Origin of the sequence: Hydrogenophaga luteola, from assembly GCF_042648585.1 — a bacterium.
GTDB lineage: Bacteria > Pseudomonadota > Gammaproteobacteria > Burkholderiales > Burkholderiaceae_C > Hydrogenophaga > Hydrogenophaga luteola.
On the sequence record NZ_JBHRXX010000002.1, the window covers coordinates 120,753 to 141,170 of the forward strand.

A 20,418-nucleotide genomic window follows, 5' to 3' on the forward strand; every position below is an offset into this window, starting at 1 on the left:
CACCTCCACCCCAATGAAAGGCTCCCTTGGAAATCACCTTGCTCTGGATTCTGTGCGCCGCGCTCATTGTGGCGGGCCTCGCGGGCACCGTGCTGCCGGTGTTGCCGGGCACGGTGCTGGTGTGGGGTGGCATCGTGCTGGGGGCCTGGATCGACGACTTCCAGCGCGTGGGGACCGCCACCCTGGTGGTGGTCACGGTGCTGGCTGCGCTGGCCTGGGTGCTGGACTACGTGGCCGGGCTGCTCGGCGCCCGAAAGGCCGGCGCCAGCCGGCAGGCCTTGCTGGGTGCGGCCATCGGCACGGTGGTCGGGCTGTTCATGGGCGTGGTGGGCGTGCTGTTCATGCCCCTGGTGGGCGCCGCGCTGGGCGAGTACCTGGCGCAGAAAGACCAGACCCGCGCGGTCCGCGTGGGTGTGGCCACCTGGCTGGGCATCATGCTTGGCCTGCTGGCCAAGGTGGTGCTGGCGTTCGTGATGGTCGGCCTGTTTGTCGCGGCACTGCTGATCTGAGGCGCGTGCCGTCGGTGCTCAGGCGCCGGTCGGCTCGCGGTCGGGCTGCAAGGCTGTGGCGAGCGTGCACACAAAGGCCTGTTCGCGACCCATGAAGTCCCAGCGTTCAACGCGGCAGCAGCGCCCCTGGGCCGGCTCCCAGCGCACGATGTTCACCGAGTTGGGAACCCCGGGCCGCACGCGCGCGGACACGGCGGTGCCCGCCTGAACCACCCACAGCCGGCGCGCCTGCCCGTGCAGCGCCAACGTGTAGGGCAGGTGGATATGCCCTCCCAGCAGCAGATCGGCCCCGGCCTCGGCCCAGACCCGCACGGCTTCGTCGTGGCCGTACAGCAGGTGGGGGCGGTCGCGCGGCTCGGTCACCGCCAGCGGCTGGTGCACCACCACCACGCGCAACTGGCCGGCTGCTGCCGCGCCCAGAAGCTGAGCCACACGATCGATCTGCGCAATGGACAGGTCGCCCTTGCGGTGGCGCCAGGCGCGGGTGGTGTTCACGCCGATGACCAGCCATTCGGGCGCGGCGATCACGGGTTCCAGGTCGGTGCCGAAGGCCGCGGCGTAGCGCGCATAGGGCCGGGTCAGGCGCTCCCGCAGATCCAGCAGCGGAATGTCGTGGTTGCCGGGAATGGCCAGCACGGGCGCACCCAGCCGATCGACGAAGGCCCTGGCCGCCCGGAACTGGGCCGGTCGCGCGCGCTGGGTGATGTCGCCCGAGAGCACCACCAGGTCCGGCCGCTGCCGGGCGGCCAGGTCCAGCAGCGCGGCCATCACGGGCGCCTGTTCGGTGCCGAAGTGGGTGTCCGAGATGTGCAGCAGCACGCTCATGAATCGGCCTGGAGCAGGTAGAGCGGCTGTTCGAGCACGCGGAAGTCGATCGGTGCGCGCATGCGCGCCACCTCACCGTCGAAGGCCACCATCACCTCCCGGCGGCCTGGCAGCAGCCGTGGCCGGACCACCAGGTGGTGGAACTCGAAGCTCTCGACGCCCGCGGCTTCGCCCAGGCGCCCCATGGCGCCGTGCAGCAGCAGCCCGAGCATGGACAGTGTGCCGATGGGGCGCAGCATCAGCGCGGCCATGCTGCCGTGTCCGGGCGTTCCGGCGACGGTGTCCTCCGGGGTGGCGCCGAACTGCTCCAGCTGCAGGCGGTTGTTGCCCACGAACAGGGTCAGCGTTTTCACATCGCGCACCTGGTCGCCCAGCTCGATGTGCAGGCGCAGCCGGCGCTGCGCGCGCAGCAGGGTGGCGCAGGCCGCGACAAAGGCCACCCAGCGGCTGCGACCGAAGCGCGCCTTGAAGGCTTCGCGGTCCTGCAGCAGCTCGGGGTAGATGCCAAGGCTGGCATTGACCAGGAACACCCGGTCGTTGATGGCACCCACCTGCACCGGCCGCGGTCGCGCATCCAGCAGCAGCTGGGCCGCGGCGGCCGGGTCGGTGGGAACGCCGTGGGTCCGGGCGAAGTAGTTGAAGGTGCCGTAGGGCATCACACCCATGGCGCAGCCGGCCGCGTGCGCCGCCTGGGCCACCGCGTTCAGGCTGCCATCGCCGCCCACAGCGACCACCGCCGAGCGCTGTTGCACCGCTTTGGCAGCCGCCCGGACCGCTACCCGAGGCAGGTCGGCCGGCTCGCAGACCAGCAGTTCGCCCCGCCGACCGCGCGCCGCCAGGGCCGACTCGATCACGGCTCGTTTGGCGTCGACGTCCTGGGCGCCGGCCCCGGCATTGATGACGAACTGCAGGGATGAGTCGGGGTCGAAAGGGGGTGCCGGCATCGTTGGACAATGGAGAGGTTACACAGTGTGAGTCGGTGCGGTTGCGCGGCGTTCAGTTTTTTTCGATTCGCCCCTTCGGCCCAGACTCCTTGCACCCCGCGGCGCCAGCGGGCACAGTGCGGGTGTTTTTTCCTTCAGCGAGACCTCGCGTCTACTGGAACCCGCATGCCAGGTCAGCCCTCCCCAACCCCGACCCCCTCCGAACTCCGCAAGGAACGGCGGCGCGCCACCGTGGCGCGGATCGTGGACGCCCAGTTGTCCGCCATGGGCGGCACCCTGGCCGACACCATTGGTCACGACAGCCGGCAGCGCCTGGTGTGGCTGGCCCTGCTGGCCATGCCCTTGCTGTTCCCGGTGGCACTGCCCGGCATGGGTTCGGCCGTGGGCGTGTTCTGTCTGGTGATCGCGTTCGGGCTCTGCGCGGGCCGGTCGGTGCCGCTGCCGGCGTGGCTTGGCGAGCGGACGCTGAACGACCGCGTCCGGGAGCTGCTCGGCCGCATGCTCGCCCGCGTCATTCACCTTGTGGCATGGCTGGGGCGGCCCCGGCTGCTGGGCCTGAGCCACCACTCGGCCCGCTGGGCCAACGGCCTGATGCTGTCGGTGGCGGGTGTGTCCATGGTGGTGCCTGTGCCCGTCATCAGCTTCGACAACGTGCTGCCTGCCCTGGCCATGGTGCTGACGGCCTGGGGTCTGCGCCTGCGCGATGGCCTGATGCTGCTGGCAGGTCACGTGGCGACGCTGGTGGCCGCCGCATCGGTGGTGCTGCTGTGGTGGGGCGGTTCGCAACTGGTGGTCGACCTGCTCACCAGGCTCGGGGTTCCCGGCCTGCAGTAGTGACCGCATGCGGCACCCTCGCCCGCGTCATCCGCCGGGCCGTCCGTCCCGTGTGTTCACCGCCGCTGGCGCTTGCGGCTCGGTCAGCAGCCGCACGCTGAACACCGCGCCGCTCTGGCTGTCCTCGCGGTTGGCGGCGCCGATGGTGCCGCCGTATCGCTCCACCAGGCCCAGGCTGATCCACAGGCCCAGGCCGTTGCCATCGTTCTTGGTGGTGTAGAAGGGGCGGAACAGACGCTCGACCACACCGGGGGCCAGACCCGGCCCCGAGTCCTGCACCTGCAGCAGTGCTCCGCGCGCGCCGTGCTCATCGGCCCAGTCCCGCGTGCGCAGATGCAGCTTGCCGCCTTTGGGCATGGCCTGGATGGCGTTGATGAGGAGGTTGATGATGACCTGCTGCAGCTCCTGCCGGTTCAGGCCCACGCGCTGCGTGGCCTGCAGGTCGCGCACGACCTCGATGCGGGTCTGCGCCAGCAGGTGCGCCACCAGCACCAGGCAGTCATGCACCGTGCGGTTGAGGTCCAGCGTCTCCACGTAGCCGGCGTATTCGGTGGGGCGCGCGTACTGCAGCAGCTGGGTCACGATCAGGCGCATGCGCTCGATCTGCTCGTCCAGCAGGCGCAGTTCGGGCTTGAGCGGCAGCGCGTGCACGCCCAGCGCCTCGCGGATCAGGTCGAGGTTGCCCTGCATCACCGCGATGGGGTTGTTGATCTCATGCGCGATGCTGGCGGTGAGCTGGCCGATGGCGGCGAGCTTTTCACTCTTGACCAGCTGCTGCTGCGCCAGCCGCAGCGAGGCGTTGCTCTCCTCCAGCTCGCGCGTGCGCTCGGCCACTTTCTGGTCCAGCTCTTCGCCCCAGCGACGCAGCGCAGTGGTCTTCTCATCGATCACATCCAGCAACTGGTCGAGGTGGCTGGCCAGTGCGCCGAGCTCGTCGCGCGCCGGCAGTGGTCCCACGCGCGCGGCGTTCTCGCCATCCTCCACGCGCTGCATGGTGCGATTCATCTGTTCCACCGGACGGAAGATGCTGCGCGCCCAGCGCACCGACAACCAGGCCGACACCGCCATCACCGCCAGGAAGATCAGGCCCATGACGGCCAGCATGGCGTGGCGCACCCAGCGGAAGGGCGATTCCAGAAAGCCCACATACAGCATGCCCACGCGTTGTCCCGCCGCGTCCAGCAGCGGCTCGTAGGCCGAGACATACCAGTCGTTGACCACGAAAGCGCGGTCCAGCCAGGTCTGGCCCTGGCCGAGCACCCGGTCGCGCACGGTCTGCGACACGCGCGTGCCGATGGCGCGCTGGTCCTGGAACAGGCGCACGTTGGTGGTGATGCGCACGTCGTCGAGGAACAGCGTCGCCGTGCCTTCGCTGCCGAAGGGCAGGGCGCCTTCGGGATAGACGATGCGGTTGATGTGGTCGACGAAGTCGAGGTTCTGGTTGAGCAGCAGGCCGCCCACCAGCAGCGCCTGGGGCTGGCCCGCGGCGTCCAGCACCGGCTGCAGCGCCAGCAGCACCAGGGCACGGTCCTCCGTGGCGCGGGCATCGGGCGCCGCGTTGCGTGTGGTCACCAGCGGGATGTGCAGACGTGGCAACAGTCCCGGGGCGAGGGCGGCGAGTTCGTCGCGCGAAAGGCGCACGATCTGCGCGGACCTTGTGGGGGCTGACGTCGTGGTTTGCAGCAGCGGCGCCACACCGGCGGGCAGGGCGGCTCGCGGGTCGTCGTGGCGCATGAGCAGCAGGAAGTCCAGCCCCAACTCCTGCCGGTCGGCGGCCAGGCGTGCGGCCAGATCGCCACCGGCCATGGCCTGCAGCAGGCGCTGCGAGCGCGCCACGCCGCGTGTGCCGCTGCCCACCTCGGCCAGGGTCTGGTCGAAGTAGCCGCGCGCCACGGCCAGGTCGCTGCGCACCTTGGTGATGAGCAGCCGGTCGTAGGTGACGCTGCTCCACACTGCCAGCGCCAGCACCAGCAGCGGGAACACCACCAGCAGCGGCAGCAGCGCCATGGCCAGCAGCTTGTTGCGCACCGAGGTGGCGAGCCAGCGCGGCGTGGGCAGCTTCATCAGCGGCCAAACGCCTGTGAGCCTTGGCCCCACTCGGCCACACGCCGCTCCAGCGTGCGGCGCGAGACGCCCAGAAGTTCGGCCGCGCGGGTCTTGTCGCCTTGCACCGAGTCGAGCACGCTGAGGATGTGCTGTTTCTCCAGGGTCGCCAGGTCCAGGGTGCCAGCGCTGGTGGCCAGCGGAGCGCGTGGCGCTTCACCGGGATAGAGCGCCGACACGTTCAGCGAGCCGAGGATGAGCGAGCGCTCGATCAGGTTGCGCAGTTCGCGCACATTGCCTGGCCAGTTGTATTGCGCGAGGAAGTCCAGTTCCTGCGCGCTGATCTGCAGTGGTGCCACACCGAGCGCGGGCGCGAGCTGCTCCATGAAGTGCTGCACCAGGATCGGAATATCGGCCTTGTGCTCGCGCAGCGGTGGCAGCGTGAGTTCCACCACCTGCAGCCGAAAGTAGAGGTCCTTGCGGAAGCGGCCGGCGACCACCTCTTCCGCCAGGCGCCGGTTGCTGGCAGCCATGATGCGCAGGTTCAGCGGCACCAGCTGTTCGCTGCCCACCGGCCGGATCTTCAGGTCCTCAATGGCCCGCAGCAGCGCGGCCTGGATCGGCAGGGGCAGCTCGGCCACCTCGTCCAGGAACAGCGTGCCGCCTTGCGCGTAGTGGAACAGGCCCTCGCGCGCCCGGGTGGCGCCGGTGAAGGCGCCGCGCGCGTGGCCGAAGAGTTCGCTCTCGATCAGTTCGGGCGAGACCGCGGCGCAGTTGAGCGGCACGAAGGGACCGCTGGCGCGCGGGCCGTTGGCGTGCAGGGTGCGGGCCACCAGTTCCTTGCCGGTGCCGGACTCGCCCTGCAGCAGCACGGTGCTGTCCACCGGTGCCACGCGGGCCACCGATGCGCGCAATTGCTGCATCGCGTCCGACGTGCCGACCAACGCCTGGTTGCGGCCACTGGAACTGGCCACTGCGCGGCGCAGTACGAAGTTCTCCCGCCGCAACCGCGAGCGTTCGAAGCAGTGCTTCACGGCGTTGAGGATCTGCGGCACGCGGAAGGGCTTGAGGATGAAGTCCGACGCACCGGCGCGCAGGGCCTCGATGGCGGTGTCCAGGTCGGCGAAGGCGGTGATCAGGATCACCTCACCGCTGAAGCCCTGTTCGCGCAGTTCCTTGAGCCAGGCCACGCCGCTCTTGCCGGGCAGCGAGATGTCGAGGATGACCAGGTCGGCGTGGTGGCCGCGCAGCCAGTCGGCGCCTTCTTCGGCGCTGGTGGCGCTCATCACGAAATGGCAGCGCGGCGCCAGCGTCTTGACCAGGAAGTTGAGCATGCCCTGCTCGTCGTCCACGACCAGGATGGACCAGTCCGGCCAGCCTTCGAGACCTTTGTCGGGGGAGAGGAGGGGTGCAGGAGAGGTGTCCACCCGGCGGCATTCTACGGAGGAGGTGGAGCAAATCACTCGGATATTGGCGCCGATCCGACAGTGCGTCCTGCCGGGGCGAGGGTGAAGGCAGACGTTAGATTGCGACAATTTGTCGCGCCGTTCTCGACAGCCTGTCGCCATGAGCGGTGGTTGCGATGCCGGCAGTGCGGGTAATCCCTCGAAACAGGGTGTTTGGAGGGCGGTCAAGAGCCCCGAATGCTGTCGTTGATGAGGTGTGAGGCTGGCATGGTTCTGGCTGGAAGGCGCGCGCTTTCGTGTCGCCGCCAGCGGACCGCGTCGGCCGGGCTGTCAAGCTGTTCCGCTGCCGAGGACCGGGGCATGGCGTCGGCTTGCGTCGCCTCTGGGCCTTGGTTAGATTCCACATATGCAAAAAGCCCACAAGGTGTGTCGGTGCACGCCAGCCGGGCGTTGTTCCCACAGGAGACACGCATGAGCAAGCCCCAACCCGAATCCCGAGGCCGCCTCAGCCGCCGCACGCTGTTTGCGGGCGCCGGCACCGCCGGTGCGCTGGCCGCGGCTGCCAGCCTGCTGCCCGGCACGCAGGGCACACCGGAACCCGAGGCTGCGGCCCGTCCGGCCCCCGAGCGGGGCGGTGGCTACAGCCTGACCGACCACGTCAAGCAGTACTACAAGACCACCCGGATCTGACCCCGAGGAGCCCCACGATGTTGCTCACCAAAAAATCCCCGGGCACGGCCGCCAGCGGTCGCAGCCACGCCTTTGTTCACAGCCTGCAGCGCGGCCTGGCCTCGGCGCTGCCCACCATGGACCGCCGGTCCTTCCTGCGCCGCTCGGGCCTGGGCGTGGGCGTCGGCATTGCCGCGTCGCAGCTGACCCTGGTCAAGAAGGCCAAGGCCGCCTCGGGCGGCTCCATCGACGGCACCGGCAAGATCGAAGTCAAACGCACCGTCTGTACCCACTGCTCGGTGGGTTGTGCGACCGATGCCATCGTCGAGAACGGCGTCTGGGTGCGCCAGGAGCCGGTGTTCGACTCGCCCATCAACCTGGGCTCGCACTGCGCCAAGGGCGCGGCCCTGCGCGAGCACGGCCACGGCGAATACCGCCTGCGCTACCCGATGAAGCTGGTCAACGGCAAGTACCAGAAGATCAGCTGGGACCAGGCGCTGGACGAAATCACCGCCAAGATGAAGGCGCTGAAAGAAGCCAGCGGCCCCGACTCGGTCTATTTCATCGGATCGTCCAAGCACAACAACGAGCAGGCGTACCTGCTGCGCAAGTTCGTGAGCTTCTGGGGCACCAACAACTGCGACCACCAGGCGCGCATCTGCCACTCCACCACGGTGGCCGGCGTCGCGAACACCTGGGGTTACGGCGCGATGACCAACTCGTACAACGACATGCAGAACAGCAAGTGCGCGTTGTACATCGGCTCCAACGCCGCCGAGGCACACCCGGTGTCCATGTTGCACATGCTGCATGCCAAGGAAAACGGCTGCAAGATGATCGTGGTGGACCCGCGCTTCACCCGCACCGCGGCCAAGGCCGACGAGTACGTGCGCATCCGGTCGGGCACCGACATTCCCTTCCTGTTCGGCCTGCTGCACCACATCTTCAAGAACGGCTGGGAAGACAAGAAGTACATCAACGACCGCGTCTATGGCATGGACAAGGTGCGCGAGGAGGTGATGACCAAGTGGACGCCCGCGGCCGTCGAAGAGGCCTGCGGAGTCAAGGAAGAGCAGATGGCCAAGGTGGCCAAGATGATGGCCGAGGCCAAGCCCGCCACCATCGTGTGGTGCATGGGCCAGACGCAGCACACCATCGGCAACGCCATGGTGCGCGCATCGTGCATCCTGCAGCTGGCGCTGGGCAATATCGGCAAGAGCGGCGGTGGCACCAACATCTTCCGCGGTCACGACAACGTGCAAGGCGCTACCGACGTCGGCCCCAACCCCGACTCGCTGCCGGGCTACTACGGCCTGGCCGCCGGTTCCTGGAAGCACTTCGCGGCCACCTGGGGTGTGGAGTACGACTGGATCAAGGCCCAGTACGCCGAGGGCATGATGGAAAAGCCCGGCATCACGGTGTCCCGCTGGATCGACGGTGTGCTGGAAAAGAACGAACTCATCGACCAGGGCCCGAATCTGCGCGGCGTGTTCTTCTGGGGCCACGCGCCCAATTCGCAGACCCGCGGTCTGGAGATGAAGCGTGCGATGGACAAGCTGGACTTGCTGGTCGTGGTCGACCCGTATCCGTCGGCCACGGCGGCCATGGCGGCCATGCCCGGCAAGCCCGAAGACCTGAACCCCGAACGCGCGGTCTACCTGCTGCCGGCGGCCACGCAGTTCGAGACCAGCGGTTCGTGCACCGCATCCAACCGCTCGATCCAGTGGCGCGAGAAGGTGATCGACCCGCTGTGGGAGAGCCGCAGCGACCACATGATCATGTACCAGTTCGCACAGCGTCTGGGCTTCGACAAGGAGCTGTGCAAGAACTACAAGATGCAGCAGGTCAAGGGCATGGACGAGCCCGTGGTCGAGGACATCCTGCGTGAGATCAACAAGTCGGTCTGGACCATCGGCTACACCGGTCAGAGCCCCGAGCGCCTGAAGGCCCACATGCGCAACATGGGCGCCTTCGACGTGAAGACGCTCAAGTGCAAGGGCAAGGTGGTGGACAAGGAAACCGGTTACGACATGTCCGGCGACTACTTCGGTCTGCCCTGGCCCTGCTACGGCACGCCCGAGATCAAGCACCCCGGCTCGCCCAACCTGTACGACACCTCCAAGCACGTGATGGAAGGTGGTGGCAACTTCCGCGCGAACTTCGGCGTGGAAAAAGACGGCGTCAGCCTGCTGGCCGAGGACGGCTCGCACTCGGTGGGCGCCGAGATCACCACCGGCTACCCCGAGTTCGACCACCTGCTGCTCAAGAAGCTGGGCTGGTGGGACGACCTGAGCGACGCCGAGAAGGCCAAGGCCGAAGGCAAGAACTGGAAGACCGACCCTACGGGCGCCATCATCCGCGTGGCCATGGCGCACGGCTGCCACCCGTTCGGCAACGCCAAGGCGCGCGCCATCGTGTGGAACTTCCCCGACGGCATTCCGCAGCACCGCGAGCCGATCTATGGCATCCGCCCCGACCTGGTGGCCAAGTACCCCAGCCACGACGACCAGAAGAACCGGTGGCGCCTGCCCATTCTCTACAAGTCGCTGCAGCAGAAGAACATCGAGGACAAGGTCCACGAGAAATTCCCGTTCATCATGACCTCGGGTCGCTTGGTCGAGTACGAGGGCGGCGGCGAAGAGACACGTTCCAACCCCTGGCTGGCCGAGCTGCAGCAGGAGATGTTCATCGAGCTCAACCCGGCCGCCGCGGCGGCCCGCGGCATCCGCAATGGCGAGCGCGTATGGGTCAGCACCCCCACCGGTGCACGCCTGAATGTGCAGGCCCTGGTGACCGAGCGGGTGGACGAGCACACGGTGTTCATGCCCTTCCATTTCTCGGGCCGCTGGCAGGGTGAAGACATGAAGGCGTACTACCCGACGGGCGCCATGCCGGTGGTGCGCGGCGAGGCCATCAACACCTCAACCACCTACGGTTACGACATCGTGACCATGATGCAAGAAACCAAGACGACGGTCTGCAACGTCGAGAAAGCATAAGGAGACGCACGATGGCACGAATGAAATTCATCTGTGACGCCGAGCGCTGCATCGAGTGCAACGGCTGCGTCACCGCTTGCAAGAACGAGCACGAGGTGCCCTGGGGCGTGAACCGCCGCCGCGTGGTGACGCTCAACGACGGCGTGCCGGGCGAGAAGTCGATCTCGGTGGCCTGCATGCACTGCAGCGATGCGCCCTGCATGGCGGTCTGCCCGGTCAACTGCTTCTACCGCACCGACGAAGGCGTGGTGCTGCACGACAAGGACGTCTGCATCGGTTGCGGCTACTGCAGCTACGCCTGCCCCTTCGGCGCCCCGCAATTCCCCAGCCAGGGCACGTTCGGCGTGCGCGGCAAGATGGACAAATGCACCTTCTGCGCCGGTGGCCCGGAGGAACACGGCAGCGAAGCCGAGTTCGAGAAGTACGGCCGCAACCGCCTGGCCGAAGGCAAGCTGCCGGCATGCGCCGAGCAGTGCTCGACCAAGGCCCTGCTCGCTGGTGACGGCGACGTGGTGGCCGACATCTTCCGCAGCCGCGTGCTGCGCCGTGGCAAGGGCGCCGAAGTCTGGGGCTGGGGCACGGCCTACGGCACCGCACAGGGAGGGACCAAGTCGTGATGCACAAGACCCTGACCATCCTCGGGCTGCTGGCTTCCGCCGCGGTCCTCTCCGCCTGTGGCGAGAAACCCCAGGAAACGACCGGTGTGCGCCAGGACACCGCGCCCTACACCGGTGTCGGCAAGAGCCAGTACCAGCAGCCCGGCTGGACGGTGGGCGACAAGGCCAGCTGGGAACAGCAGCTCAAGGCGCGCGCCCAGTACGGCATGAACGACTACACCCGCGTCAGCACCCAGTGAGGAACCGCGCATGAGCCAACCTACCTTCGCACGACTGCGTGGCTGGGGCGTGGCGCTGTCGCTGGCCGGGACGCTGGGCCTGGCCCACGCACAGGCCGCCAGCAGCCCCCCGCCCGACGACCCCGCGCCGCCCGCCGCCCAGGCGGCCCCGGCCGTGGGCGGCGTCAAGAGCGCGAACATCTTCGAGATCGCGCCCGACGCCAGCACCGACCCGAACTACGCCAGCCAGACCAACGCCCAGCGCAAGCAGGTGCAGCCCGGCAACAACGCCCCCATGTGGCGCGATGTGGGCAAGGGCGTGACCGGCTACAGCAGCCTGCCGGTCACTGAGGCGCCCGAAGCCGGCAACCTGATCCAGCCCTTCGTGCAGTACCCGGGTTCGCGCCTGACGACGGCGGGCGAGGCCTGGCGCCAGGTGCGCAACGACTGGCTGATTCCCTATGGCGGTGCGCTGCTCTTCATCGTGCTGCTCACCCTAGCGATCTTCTACAAGGCCAAGGGTCCGCTGGGTGGCCACCTGCCCGACACCGGCCGCAAGATTGAGCGCTTCACCCCGTTCGAACGTGCGGCCCACTGGTCCAACGCCGGTGCCTTCATCGCGCTGGCGATCTCCGGCATCGTGATGGCTTTCGGCAAGTTCTTCCTGCTGCCGGTGATCGGCAGCACGCTGTTCGGCTGGCTGACCTTCGCGCTCAAGAACGTGCACAACTTCGTCGGCCCGCTGTTCGCGGTGTCGCTGCTGATCATCGTGATCACCTTCATCAAGGACAACATCGCCAACGCGGCCGACTTCGTCTGGCTCAGCAAGGCTGGTGGCATGCTGAGCGACAAGGAAGTGCCTTCGCACCGCTTCAACGCGGGTGAGAAGGGCCTGTTCTGGTGGGGTGTGACCATTCCCGGCATCGTGGTGGTGGGCTCGGGCCTGTTTCTGGACAAGCTACTGCCGGGCATGCTGTACCTGCGCGGTGACATGCAGATCGCCCACATGCTGCACCTGGTGTGCGCGCTGGTGATGATGGCGCTCATCATGGGCCACATCTACATGGGAACGGTCGGCGTCAAAGGGGCCTATGGTGCCATGAGGACCGGCTACGTGGACGAGGCCTGGGCCAAGGAACACCACGAGCTCTGGTACGACGATGTCAAGGCCGGCAAGATCCCCGCCCAGCGCAGCAAGTCCGGTCCGGACGCACCGCTGCAGGCGCCCGCCAAGGCCTGATCCCGAGGAAGACACCATGAAGAAGACATTTCTGCTGATGGCGCTGGCCGCCGTGTCCACGGCCACTCTCGCCAAGTTGCCCGCCCCCGTGCTCGACGACGCCGCCAAGGCCAAGGCCGAGGAGGCCAAGGCCAAGACCGCGCACACGGGCAAGGTGGACGCCTACAAGCTCTGCCTGTCGATGGACAAGGCGGCAGCCAACCACCAGAAGACCCTGGCCGCCGCGGGCAAGACCGCCAAGCCGGCCACGGCCACGCCGCCCTGCGCCGACCCCGGCCCCTTCGTCTGGCCTGCGCCGGCTTCGGCCGCAGCACCTGCTGCGGCACCGGCGCCTGCCGCGGCAGCCCCCGCCAAGAAGTCCTGAGGGCTGCTGCTGCCTGCGCGGCGGCGTATCCTTGACCGCATGAACCTGGCCGATCTGCCCCACGCCGTTGCCCCCGACCAAGCTGCTGCGCTGCGGCCGCGCCTGACGCAGGCCCATGCCGACCTCACCCGCGAGGTGACGGTGGTGGACGAGTCCGGCCAGCCTCGTTCTATCCGCATTCCGGCCGAGCGCGATCTCACGGTCTACGTGGACAAGCGCGAGCTGGTCACCCTCATGACCCTGGGGGCCCACCCCGAATGGCTGGTGCTGGGGTACCTGCTCAACCAGCGGCTGGTGGGCGGTGTGCACGACATCGAGTCCATCACCGTGGACTGGGACGTGGGCGCGGCGGCGGTGGTGACGCGCGCGGGCATCGACCGCATCGAGGAGCGCACCGCGCGCCGCGTGGTCACCACTGGCTGCGGCCAGGGCAGCGTGTTCGGCGGCCTGATGGACGACGTGGACCGCATCGTGCTGCCGCCGCAGGCGACGCTGCGGCAGTCGCAGCTGTACGACATCGTCAACACCATCCGCCTGCACGACAGCACCTACAAGACCGCCGGTTCGGTGCATGCCTGCGCGCTGTTCGTCAACGAAGACCTGCAGCTGTTCGTGGAAGATGTGGGGCGCCACAACGCGGTGGACACCATTGCGGGCTGGATGGCCCTGCAGCAGCCGCTGCCCGCGGGCGAGAAGGTGTTCTACACCACCGGTCGCCTGACCAGCGAGATGGTCATCAAGTCGGCTCAGATGGGGGTGCCGGTGGTGATCTCGCGCAGCGGCATCACCGAAATGGGGCTGCACGTGGCCCAGCGCGTGGGTCTGTGTGCCATCGGCCGTGCCACGCACCGGCGCTTCCTGTGCTTCTCGCACCCCCAGCGCATCGTCTTCGACGATCCGCCGCCCCCTGCCGCATAAACTCGCGGCAGCGCCAGCCCAGTGCGGCTGGCCGTTCATTTTTCAGAGTTCCCGTTCATGAGCCGCGACGTCCACATCATCGATCACCCCCTGGTCCAGCACAAGCTCACGCTGATGCGCAAGAAGGACACCAGCACCAAGAGCTTCCGCGAGCTGGTGCACGAGCTGTCCGCCCTGCTGGCCTACGAGCTCACGCGCGACATGCCCATGCAGGAGGTCGAGATCGAGACCCCGCTGGAGAAGACCACATCCCGCGTCATCGACGGCAAGAAGATCGTGCTCGCGTCCATCCTGCGCGCTGGCAACGGCTTTCTGGACGGCATGCTGCAGGTGATCCCCGGCGCGCGCGTGGGTCACATCGGCCTGTACCGCGACCCGGCCACGCTCAAGGCGGTGGAGTACTACTTCAAGATGCCCAGCGGCATGGAAGAGCGCGACGTGATCGTGCTCGACCCCATGCTGGCCACCGGCAATTCGGCGGTGGCCGCGGTGGACCGCCTGAAGGCGACGAAGCCGCGTTCGATCCGTTTCGTGTGCCTGGTCACCTGCCCGCAGGGCATCAAGACCTTCCACGACGCCCATCCCGACGTGCCGATCTACACCCCGGCGGTGGACCGCGAGCTCAACGAGCATGGCTACATCGTGCCGGGACTGGGCGACGCGGGCGACCGGATCTTCGGCACGAAATAAGGTCCACCCCCGCGCCGCGCCTGCGGCGCGTCACCCCCTCAAGGGGGCGATGCGAGTGGCCCGGCGGAGCCGGTTCCACCGCATCCTCGACTGAGACACGCGCTCCGGCTTTGTCTTGTTCATATCCATACGGTCGCGCGCGGTTGATGCGCTTGCGGTAAGGTCGCCGGATGGCTGCTGCTCCTTCTTCCGTTCCGGTCTCGTTTTGGTCCTTGGGCTGGCGCTCGCTCTGGCGCGACTGGCGGGCGGGCGAGTTGCGGCTGTTGCTGCTGGCGGTGACGCTGGCGGTGGCGGCGCTGACGGCGGTTGCGTTTTTTGCCGACCGGCTGCAGGGCGGCCTGCAGCGCGATGCGCGGGCGCTGATCGGTGGCGACGCGGTGATCCAGAGCGACCGGCCGGCGCCCCCGGCGTTTGCCGCCAAGGCCGCCGAGCTGGGCCTGCAAACGGTGCAGACCCTGAGTTTTCCGACCATGGGCCGGGCGCGGGACGAAGAGGGTGGCGCTGCGCGGCTGGTGGCGCTCAAGGTGGTGGCGCCCGGGTATCCGCTGCGCGGCAGCCTGCGTGTGGCCGACAGTCCTGAGACGGCCGACGCGCCCACCCGCGACATCCCCGCGCCCGGCACGGCCTGGGTTGACGCGGCCCTGCTGTCGGCGCTCCAGCTTCAGATCGGTCATCCGCTGCTGCTGGGCGACGCGAGCCTGACGCTGGCCAAGGTGATCGTGGTCGAGACCGACCGCGGCGCCGGCTTCATGAGCTTCGCGCCGCGCGTCATGATCAACGCCGCCGACCTGCCGGCTTCCGGGCTGGTGCAGCCGGCCAGCCGAGTCGGTTACCGGCTGGCGGTGGCGGGCGCCGACCCGGCGGTGAAGCAGTACGTGGCCTGGGCCGAGGCCGAATTGAAGAAGCCGGAGATTCGCGGCCTGCGGCTGGAGTCACTCGAAGGCGGCCGGCCCGAGATGCAGCAGACGCTGGAACGCGCCGAGAAATTCCTCAACTTGGTCGCGCTGCTGGCGGCGCTGCTGTCGGCGGTGGCCGTGGCCATCGCGGCGCGCGGCTTCGCGCAGCGGCACCTGGACGACTGCGCCATGATGCGCGTGCTCGGCCTGTCGCAGGGCACCATGGCGCGCGCCTACGCCTTCGAGTTCACCGTGGTCGGCCTGGTGGCCAGCGGCCTGGGGGTGCTGGCGGGCTTCGGGTTGCATTACGTGTTCGTGCTGCTGCTCTCCGGGCTGGTCGAGTCGGCGCTGCCGGCCGCGACGTTCTGGCCGGTGCTGCTGGGCCTGGGCATGGGGCTGACGCTGATGATGGCCTTCGGCCTGCCGCCGGTGCTGCAACTGGCGCAGGTGCCGCCGCTGCGCGTGATCCGGCGCGACGTCGGGCAGCTCAAGCCCGCCACGCTGGCGGTGCTGGGCCTGGGCGTGGCCGGCTTTGCGGTGCTGCTGCTGGCCGCCAGCCGCGATCTCAAGCTCGGCGGCATCGCAGTCGGTGGTTTTGCCGCCGCGGTGGCGGTGTTTGCGCTGGTGAGCTGGGCCGCGGTCTGGCTGCTGCGCCGCAGCGTCAACGAGAGTACCGCACCGCGCGCGCTGGTGCTGGCCACGCGCCAGCTCTCCGCCCGGCCGGCCTACGCCGTGGTGCAGATCAGCGCGCTGGCGGTGGGTCTGCTGGCCCTGGTGTTGCTGGTCTTGCTGCGCACCGACCTGATCGCCAGCTGGCGCAACGCCACGCCGCCCGATGCGCCCAACCGTTTCGTCATCAACATCCAGCCGGAGCAGAGCGAGCCATTCAAGCGGGCGCTGGCCGACGGTGGCATCGCCAAGTACGACTGGTATCCCATGATCCGCGGCCGCCTCGTGAGCGTGAACGGCGCCGCTGTGCAACCAGAGAACTTCGAGAGCGACCGCGCCCAGCGCCTCGTGGAGCGCGAGTTCAACCTCTCGCACACCGCCCAGCCGCCCGTCCACAACGACATCGTTGCCGGTCGCTGGACGCCCGAGGAACAGGACGGCCTGAGCGTGGAGGAGGGGCTGGCCAAGGAGCTTGGCCTCAAACTCGGCGACCGGCTCGGCTTCGAGATGGCGGGCATTCCAGTCGAGGGCCGCATCACCAGCCTGCGCAAGGTCGACTGGGGCTCCATGCGGGTGAACTTCTTCGTGCTGTTCCCGGTGTCGCATCTGCCCGACCTGCCCACCACCTACATCAGCGCCTACCGCGTGCCCGATGGCAACAAGACCTTCGACAACGCGCTGGTGCGCCAGTTTCCGAACATCACCAACGTCGACATGAGCCAGACCATCGCACAGGTGCAGCGCGTGCTGGGCCAGGTGATCCGCGCGGTGGAGTTCCTGTTCGGCTTTGCGCTGGCCGCTGGCCTGGTGGTGCTGCTGGCCACGATCACCGCCACGCGCGGCGAGCGCGAACGCGAGTTCGCGGTGCTGCGCGCGGTGGGCGCTGGGTCCAAGCTGCTGCGCGACGTGCAGCGGGTCGAGCTGCTCGGTGTGGGGCTGTTGGCGGGCGTGCTCGCTTCGGTGGTGGCGATGGCGGTCGGCTGGGCGCTGGCGAAATACGCCTTCGAGTTCAGCTGGCAGCCATCGCCCTGGGTGCCGGTTGCCGGTGGCCTGGCGGGCGGGGTGCTGGCGCTGGCCGCGGGGTGGTGGGGCCTGCGCAGCGTGTTGAAGACGCCCGTGATTGAAACGCTTCGCCGCGCCGCGATTTGACAAGGATCCTGCATGAACACAGAAGACAGCCCGACCAAGCCCGCCACCCCTTTCGAATGGATCGGCGGCGAAGCCCGCGTGCGGGCGCTGGTCGACCGCTTCTACGACCTGATGGACATCGAGCCGGGCTACCACGAGTTGCGGGTGGCACACGGCAGCACGCTGGACGACGCGCGGCAGAAGCTGTTCTGGTTCCTCTGCGGCTGGCTGGGTGGCCCCTCGCATTACGAAGACCGCTTCGGCCACCCGCGCCTGCGCATGCGGCACATGCCATTCAAGATCGGCATCGTCGAGCGGGATCAGTGGCTGGCCTGCATGGACCAGGCGATGGGCGAGACCGGGGTGCCAGACGCGCTGCGGGTGCGCCTCAAGGAAAGTTTCTTCAAGACCGCCGACTGGATGCGGAACACGCCTGCCTGACGGGCAAGAGCCTCAGCGCCCCACAGGCTTGAGCAGCACCACCAGCGCCCCGGCCCCACCCTCAGCCGGCCGCGCCTGGACGAAGGCCAGCACTTCCTTCTTCTGCACCAGCCAGCGCTGCACCCGGCCCTTGAGCACCGGCGTGCGGCCCGGCGAGCCCAGACCCTTGCCGTGCACCACGCGCACGCAGCGCAGCCCCAGCTGGTGCGCCTCGCGGATGAAACGGCCCAGCGCCTCGCGCGCCTCGTCGGTGCGCAGGCCGTGCAGGTCGATGTGCTTCTGGATGCTCCAGTGGCCCTCGCGCAGCTTGCGCGTCACGTCCGGCCCCAGGCCCGGTCGGCGGTAGCTCAGCGCCTCGTCGGTGTGCAGCAGGGTCTCCACGTCGAACTCGTCCGACAGCGCCTCGCGCATCACAGCGTGCTCGTCGAGCAGGCGCTGCCGGGGCTCGGTGGACACCGGGGCAGGCGGGTGCACCACCCGGCGCTGGTGGGTCAGCGGGCGCACCGGGCCGACGGCCAGCTCGAACAGGCGCTTCTCGCGGTCGATGCGCAGGGCGTGCAGTCGCTCGGCTTCGCGCGCCGCGGCTTCGGCGGCGGCCCGCTGGGCGATCACCTTCTGCAGCGTCTTGAGGTCGGCGAGGGCGCGCACTTTCATGGTGATGCGATTCTCGCCCAGGGGGCAATCCCCTCGGGTGGGCCGCCCCAGGGCCGGCCCAGCCCCCTCGGGAGGCAGCGACCCGCGCAGCGGCGGAGCGTGGGGGCCATGTTTCGTCAGACGAGGCCCATTTCGGCCATCGAGGCGGCGGCGTCGCGCGTGACGATGAAATGGTCCAGCACCCGCACGTCCACCAGCGCCAGCGAGGCCTTGAGCGACTGCGTGAGCGATTCGTCGGCGCGCGAGGGGCGTGCTTCGCCGCTGGGGTGGTTGTGCGCCAGCACCACCGCGGCGGCGTGGTGGTGCAGGGCGCGCAGCACCACCTCGCGCGGGTAGACCGAGGTCTGGCTCAGCGTGCCGCGGAACAGCTCCTCCAGCGCCAGCAGCCGGTTCTGGCTGTCGAGGAACAGTACGCAGAACACCTCGTGTGCGCGGGCGCCCAGTTGCAGCTGCAGGTATTCGCGCACGGCCTTCGGGCTGTCGAACAGCGGCCGCTGCTGCAGCTCCTGCGCCAGCGCCCGGCGTGCCAGCTCCAGCACCGCCACCACCTCGGCCCGTTTGGCCGGGCCCAGGCCCTTGACAGTCTTGAGCGCCTCCGCGCTGGTGTGCAGCAGCCCGCCGACGCCGCCGAAGCGGTCGAGCAGTTCCTGTGCGAGCTGGATCACGTGTTTGCCGCTGATGCCGGTGCGCAGCAGCAGCGCCAGCAGTTCGGCGTCGCCCAGTGCGCCGGGGCCCCGGCTGAGCAGTTTTTCGCGCGGGCGCGCGTCGGCGGGCAGGCTCTTGAGCCCGGTGGCGGCCAGACCATTCATCGTTGTGTACTCCCTGTTGCCGCCTGGGCGGTCGCCGGTTTTTACAATAGCGGCCTGTGTCCGGCGGCGTCGTCCGGGCCGTTCCGACTGCGCTGCGCTCGCCGCACCCCCTGTTTCATCCCCCATTTGTCCATGACACACGTCCAAGAAGGTTCTTTTCTCACCCTGCACTACCGCCTCTCCGGTCCGCAGGGCAAGGTGGTGATCGACACCTTCGAGCAGGGCCAGCCCGCCACGCTTAGCCTGGGCGCCGGAGAACTCTCACCCGCAATCGAACAGCGCCTGATCGGCCTGGAAGAGGGCACGACCACGGTGATCGACCTCGCCGCCGGTGAGGCCTTTGGCGAGCGCCAGCCCGAGATGGTCCAGTGGGTGGCGCGCAAGCTGCTCAACGAGCTGGGCGACCCGCACGAGAAGTACACCGCGGGCGATGTGGTGCAGTTCCCCACGCCCGACGGCCTGGGCCAGTACGCCGGTTCCGTGGTCGAGGTGCGCGAGGACGGTGCGGTGCTGTTCGACTTCAACCACCCGCTGGCGGGCCAGCCGGTGAAGTTTGAAGTCCAGCTGATCGGGGTGCTGTGATGTCCGAGATCCTGCTCGCAGAGCCCAGGGGCTTCTGTGCCGGCGTCGACCGCGCCATCGAGATCGTGGAGCGCGCACTGGCCAAGTTCGGCCGGCCTATCTACGTGCGCCACGAGATCGTGCACAACACCTACGTGGTCAACGACCTCAAGGACAAGGGCGCGATCTTCATCGAGGAACTCGACGAGGTGCCGGCCGGTGCGACGCTGGTGTTCTCGGCCCACGGCGTGAGCCAGGCGGTGCAGCAGGAGGCCGAACGGCGTGGCTTCCGCATCTTTGACGCCACCTGCCCGCTGGTGACCAAGGTGCACGTCGAGGTGGCCAAGCTGTTCAAGGAGGGTTACGAGTTCCTCATGATCGGCCACAAGGGGCACCCGGAGGTCGAGGGCACCATGGGCCAGCTCAGCGAGGGCATTCACCTGGTCGAGGACATCGACGACGTGGCCAAGGTGCAGCCGAAGCAGACCGATCTGCTGGCGGTGGTGACGCAGACCACACTGAGCGTGGACGACACGGCCGGCATCCTGGCCGCGGTGAAGGCGCGCTTTCCGAAGGTGCGCGAACCCAAGCAGCAGGACATCTGCTACGCCACGCAGAACCGGCAGGACGCGGTCAAGCTGCTGAGCCCGCAGGTGGACATCGTGATCGTGGTCGGCAGCCCGACCAGCAGCAACAGCAACCGACTGCGCGAGGTGGCGCACCGCCTGGGCACCGAGGCCTACATGGTCGACAACGCCAGCGAGCTCAAGGCCGAGTGGTTCGACGGCAAGCAGCGCGTGGGCCTGACGGCCGGCGCCTCGGCGCCCGACATCCTGGTGCAGCAGGTGATCGAGCGGCTGCGCGAGCTGGGCGCGATTTCGGTGCGCAAGCTCGACGGCATCACCGAGACCATCAAGTTCCCGCTGCCCAAGGGGCTGAAGATTCAAGGCGACGGCGCCATCGACCATATCCACTGAACACCGC

The 20,418-nt window shown here is 68.5% G+C and carries 20 protein-coding genes; 14 read left to right on the plus strand and 6 right to left on the minus strand.

All coding sequences use genetic code 11. The annotated features are described in order from the left end of the window. Window positions 1–26 precede the first annotated feature (26 nt). Window positions 27–509 carry a DUF456 domain-containing protein gene (locus tag ACFOPI_RS04295; protein ID WP_382171278.1) on the plus strand — a complete coding sequence of 161 codons (483 nt, stop codon included), beginning with the start codon at window positions 27–29 and terminating at the stop codon, window positions 507–509. Window positions 510–527: 18 nt separating this feature from the next. On the opposite strand, the gene ACFOPI_RS04300 is transcribed toward ACFOPI_RS04295, so the two are convergent. Next, window positions 528–1,334, minus strand: coding sequence for a metallophosphoesterase family protein (locus ACFOPI_RS04300; RefSeq protein ID WP_382171280.1), 807 nt, complete (start codon window positions 1,332–1,334; stop codon window positions 528–530). Then, window positions 1,331–2,278, minus strand: a complete 948-nt coding sequence (locus ACFOPI_RS04305) for a diacylglycerol/lipid kinase family protein (protein WP_382171283.1) — start codon at window positions 2,276–2,278, stop codon at window positions 1,331–1,333. The genes ACFOPI_RS04300 and ACFOPI_RS04305 overlap by 4 nt, the downstream gene beginning before the upstream one ends. A gap of 231 nt (window positions 2,279–2,509) precedes the next feature. On the opposite strand from ACFOPI_RS04305, the gene ACFOPI_RS04310 reads away from it, so the two are divergent. Next, entirely contained in the window at window positions 2,510–3,112 is a 603-nt protein-coding gene (locus tag ACFOPI_RS04310; RefSeq protein ID WP_382171286.1) for an exopolysaccharide biosynthesis protein, read from the plus strand. Between the two features lie 27 nt (window positions 3,113–3,139). Here ACFOPI_RS04310 and ACFOPI_RS04315 read toward each other — a convergent pair whose 3' ends face one another. Both ACFOPI_RS04315 and ACFOPI_RS04320 read right to left on the minus strand, forming a co-directional pair. Beyond that, entirely contained in the window at window positions 3,140–5,176 is a 2,037-nt protein-coding gene (locus ACFOPI_RS04315; RefSeq protein ID WP_382171289.1) for a sensor histidine kinase, read from the minus strand. Continuing rightward, complete coding sequence (locus ACFOPI_RS04320; RefSeq protein ID WP_382171293.1) at window positions 5,176–6,582, minus strand: sigma-54-dependent transcriptional regulator; 1,407 nt, start codon at window positions 6,580–6,582, stop codon at window positions 5,176–5,178. Before ACFOPI_RS04320 ends, ACFOPI_RS04315 begins: the two co-directional genes overlap by 1 nt. A 450-nt stretch (window positions 6,583–7,032) precedes the next feature. Between ACFOPI_RS04320 and ACFOPI_RS04325 the strand changes: the two genes are divergently transcribed. From ACFOPI_RS04325 to ACFOPI_RS04370, 10 genes are all read left to right on the plus strand, one after another. Continuing rightward, window positions 7,033–7,251 (plus strand): formate dehydrogenase, encoded by a 219-nt coding sequence (locus tag ACFOPI_RS04325; protein ID WP_382171296.1) that lies wholly within the window; start codon window positions 7,033–7,035, stop codon window positions 7,249–7,251. Between the two features lie 17 nt (window positions 7,252–7,268). Further along, a complete protein-coding gene (locus tag ACFOPI_RS04330; RefSeq protein WP_382171299.1) occupies window positions 7,269–10,229 on the plus strand; it encodes a formate dehydrogenase subunit alpha in 2,961 nt (986 codons plus the stop codon). Between the two features lie 11 nt (window positions 10,230–10,240). Then, window positions 10,241–10,846, plus strand: a complete 606-nt coding sequence (gene fdh3B / locus ACFOPI_RS04335; RefSeq protein ID WP_066149674.1) for a formate dehydrogenase FDH3 subunit beta — start codon at window positions 10,241–10,243, stop codon at window positions 10,844–10,846. Further along, window positions 10,846–11,085: a hypothetical protein gene (locus ACFOPI_RS04340; RefSeq protein WP_382171302.1), complete on the plus strand. Its 240-nt coding sequence runs from the start codon at window positions 10,846–10,848 to the stop codon at window positions 11,083–11,085. Before fdh3B ends, ACFOPI_RS04340 begins: the two co-directional genes overlap by 1 nt. Before the next feature lie 10 nt (window positions 11,086–11,095). Next, window positions 11,096–12,304 carry a formate dehydrogenase subunit gamma gene (locus tag ACFOPI_RS04345; protein ID WP_382171305.1) on the plus strand — a complete coding sequence of 403 codons (1,209 nt, stop codon included), beginning with the start codon at window positions 11,096–11,098 and terminating at the stop codon, window positions 12,302–12,304. A 16-nt stretch (window positions 12,305–12,320) separates the two neighbouring features. Further along, window positions 12,321–12,668: a hypothetical protein gene (locus tag ACFOPI_RS04350; RefSeq protein ID WP_382171308.1), complete on the plus strand. Its 348-nt coding sequence runs from the start codon at window positions 12,321–12,323 to the stop codon at window positions 12,666–12,668. 39 nt (window positions 12,669–12,707) lie between these two features. Next, complete coding sequence (locus ACFOPI_RS04355) at window positions 12,708–13,586, plus strand: formate dehydrogenase accessory sulfurtransferase FdhD (RefSeq protein ID WP_382171311.1); 879 nt, start codon at window positions 12,708–12,710, stop codon at window positions 13,584–13,586. Window positions 13,587–13,643: 57 nt separating this feature from the next. Further along, a complete protein-coding gene (upp, locus tag ACFOPI_RS04360) occupies window positions 13,644–14,276 on the plus strand; it encodes a uracil phosphoribosyltransferase (RefSeq protein WP_382171314.1) in 633 nt (210 codons plus the stop codon). A gap of 170 nt (window positions 14,277–14,446) precedes the next feature. Beyond that, window positions 14,447–16,990 (plus strand): ABC transporter permease, encoded by a 2,544-nt coding sequence (locus ACFOPI_RS04365; protein WP_382171317.1) that lies wholly within the window; start codon window positions 14,447–14,449, stop codon window positions 16,988–16,990. Window positions 16,991–17,002: 12 nt separating this feature from the next. Continuing rightward, a complete protein-coding gene (locus ACFOPI_RS04370) occupies window positions 17,003–17,410 on the plus strand; it encodes a group II truncated hemoglobin (RefSeq protein WP_382171320.1) in 408 nt (135 codons plus the stop codon). A gap of 12 nt (window positions 17,411–17,422) precedes the next feature. On the opposite strand, the gene ACFOPI_RS04375 is transcribed toward ACFOPI_RS04370, so the two are convergent. Further along, complete coding sequence (locus tag ACFOPI_RS04375; RefSeq protein WP_382173053.1) at window positions 17,423–18,070, minus strand: Smr/MutS family protein; 648 nt, start codon at window positions 18,068–18,070, stop codon at window positions 17,423–17,425. A gap of 110 nt (window positions 18,071–18,180) precedes the next feature. Then, window positions 18,181–18,873, minus strand: coding sequence for a RadC family protein (gene radC, locus ACFOPI_RS04380; protein ID WP_066255139.1), 693 nt, complete (start codon window positions 18,871–18,873; stop codon window positions 18,181–18,183). Window positions 18,874–19,005: 132 nt separating this feature from the next. Here radC and ACFOPI_RS04385 point away from each other — a divergent pair, with 132 nt between their 5' ends. Next, window positions 19,006–19,455 carry an FKBP-type peptidyl-prolyl cis-trans isomerase gene (locus tag ACFOPI_RS04385; RefSeq protein WP_066149701.1) on the plus strand — a complete coding sequence of 150 codons (450 nt, stop codon included), beginning with the start codon at window positions 19,006–19,008 and terminating at the stop codon, window positions 19,453–19,455. Continuing rightward, the gene (gene ispH / locus ACFOPI_RS04390) at window positions 19,455–20,411 is read left to right on the plus strand and encodes a 4-hydroxy-3-methylbut-2-enyl diphosphate reductase (protein ID WP_382171324.1); all 957 of its coding nucleotides are present in this window, start codon (window positions 19,455–19,457) and stop codon (window positions 20,409–20,411) included. Before ACFOPI_RS04385 ends, ispH begins: the two co-directional genes overlap by 1 nt. The last annotated feature ends 7 nt before the right edge of the window (window positions 20,412–20,418 follow it).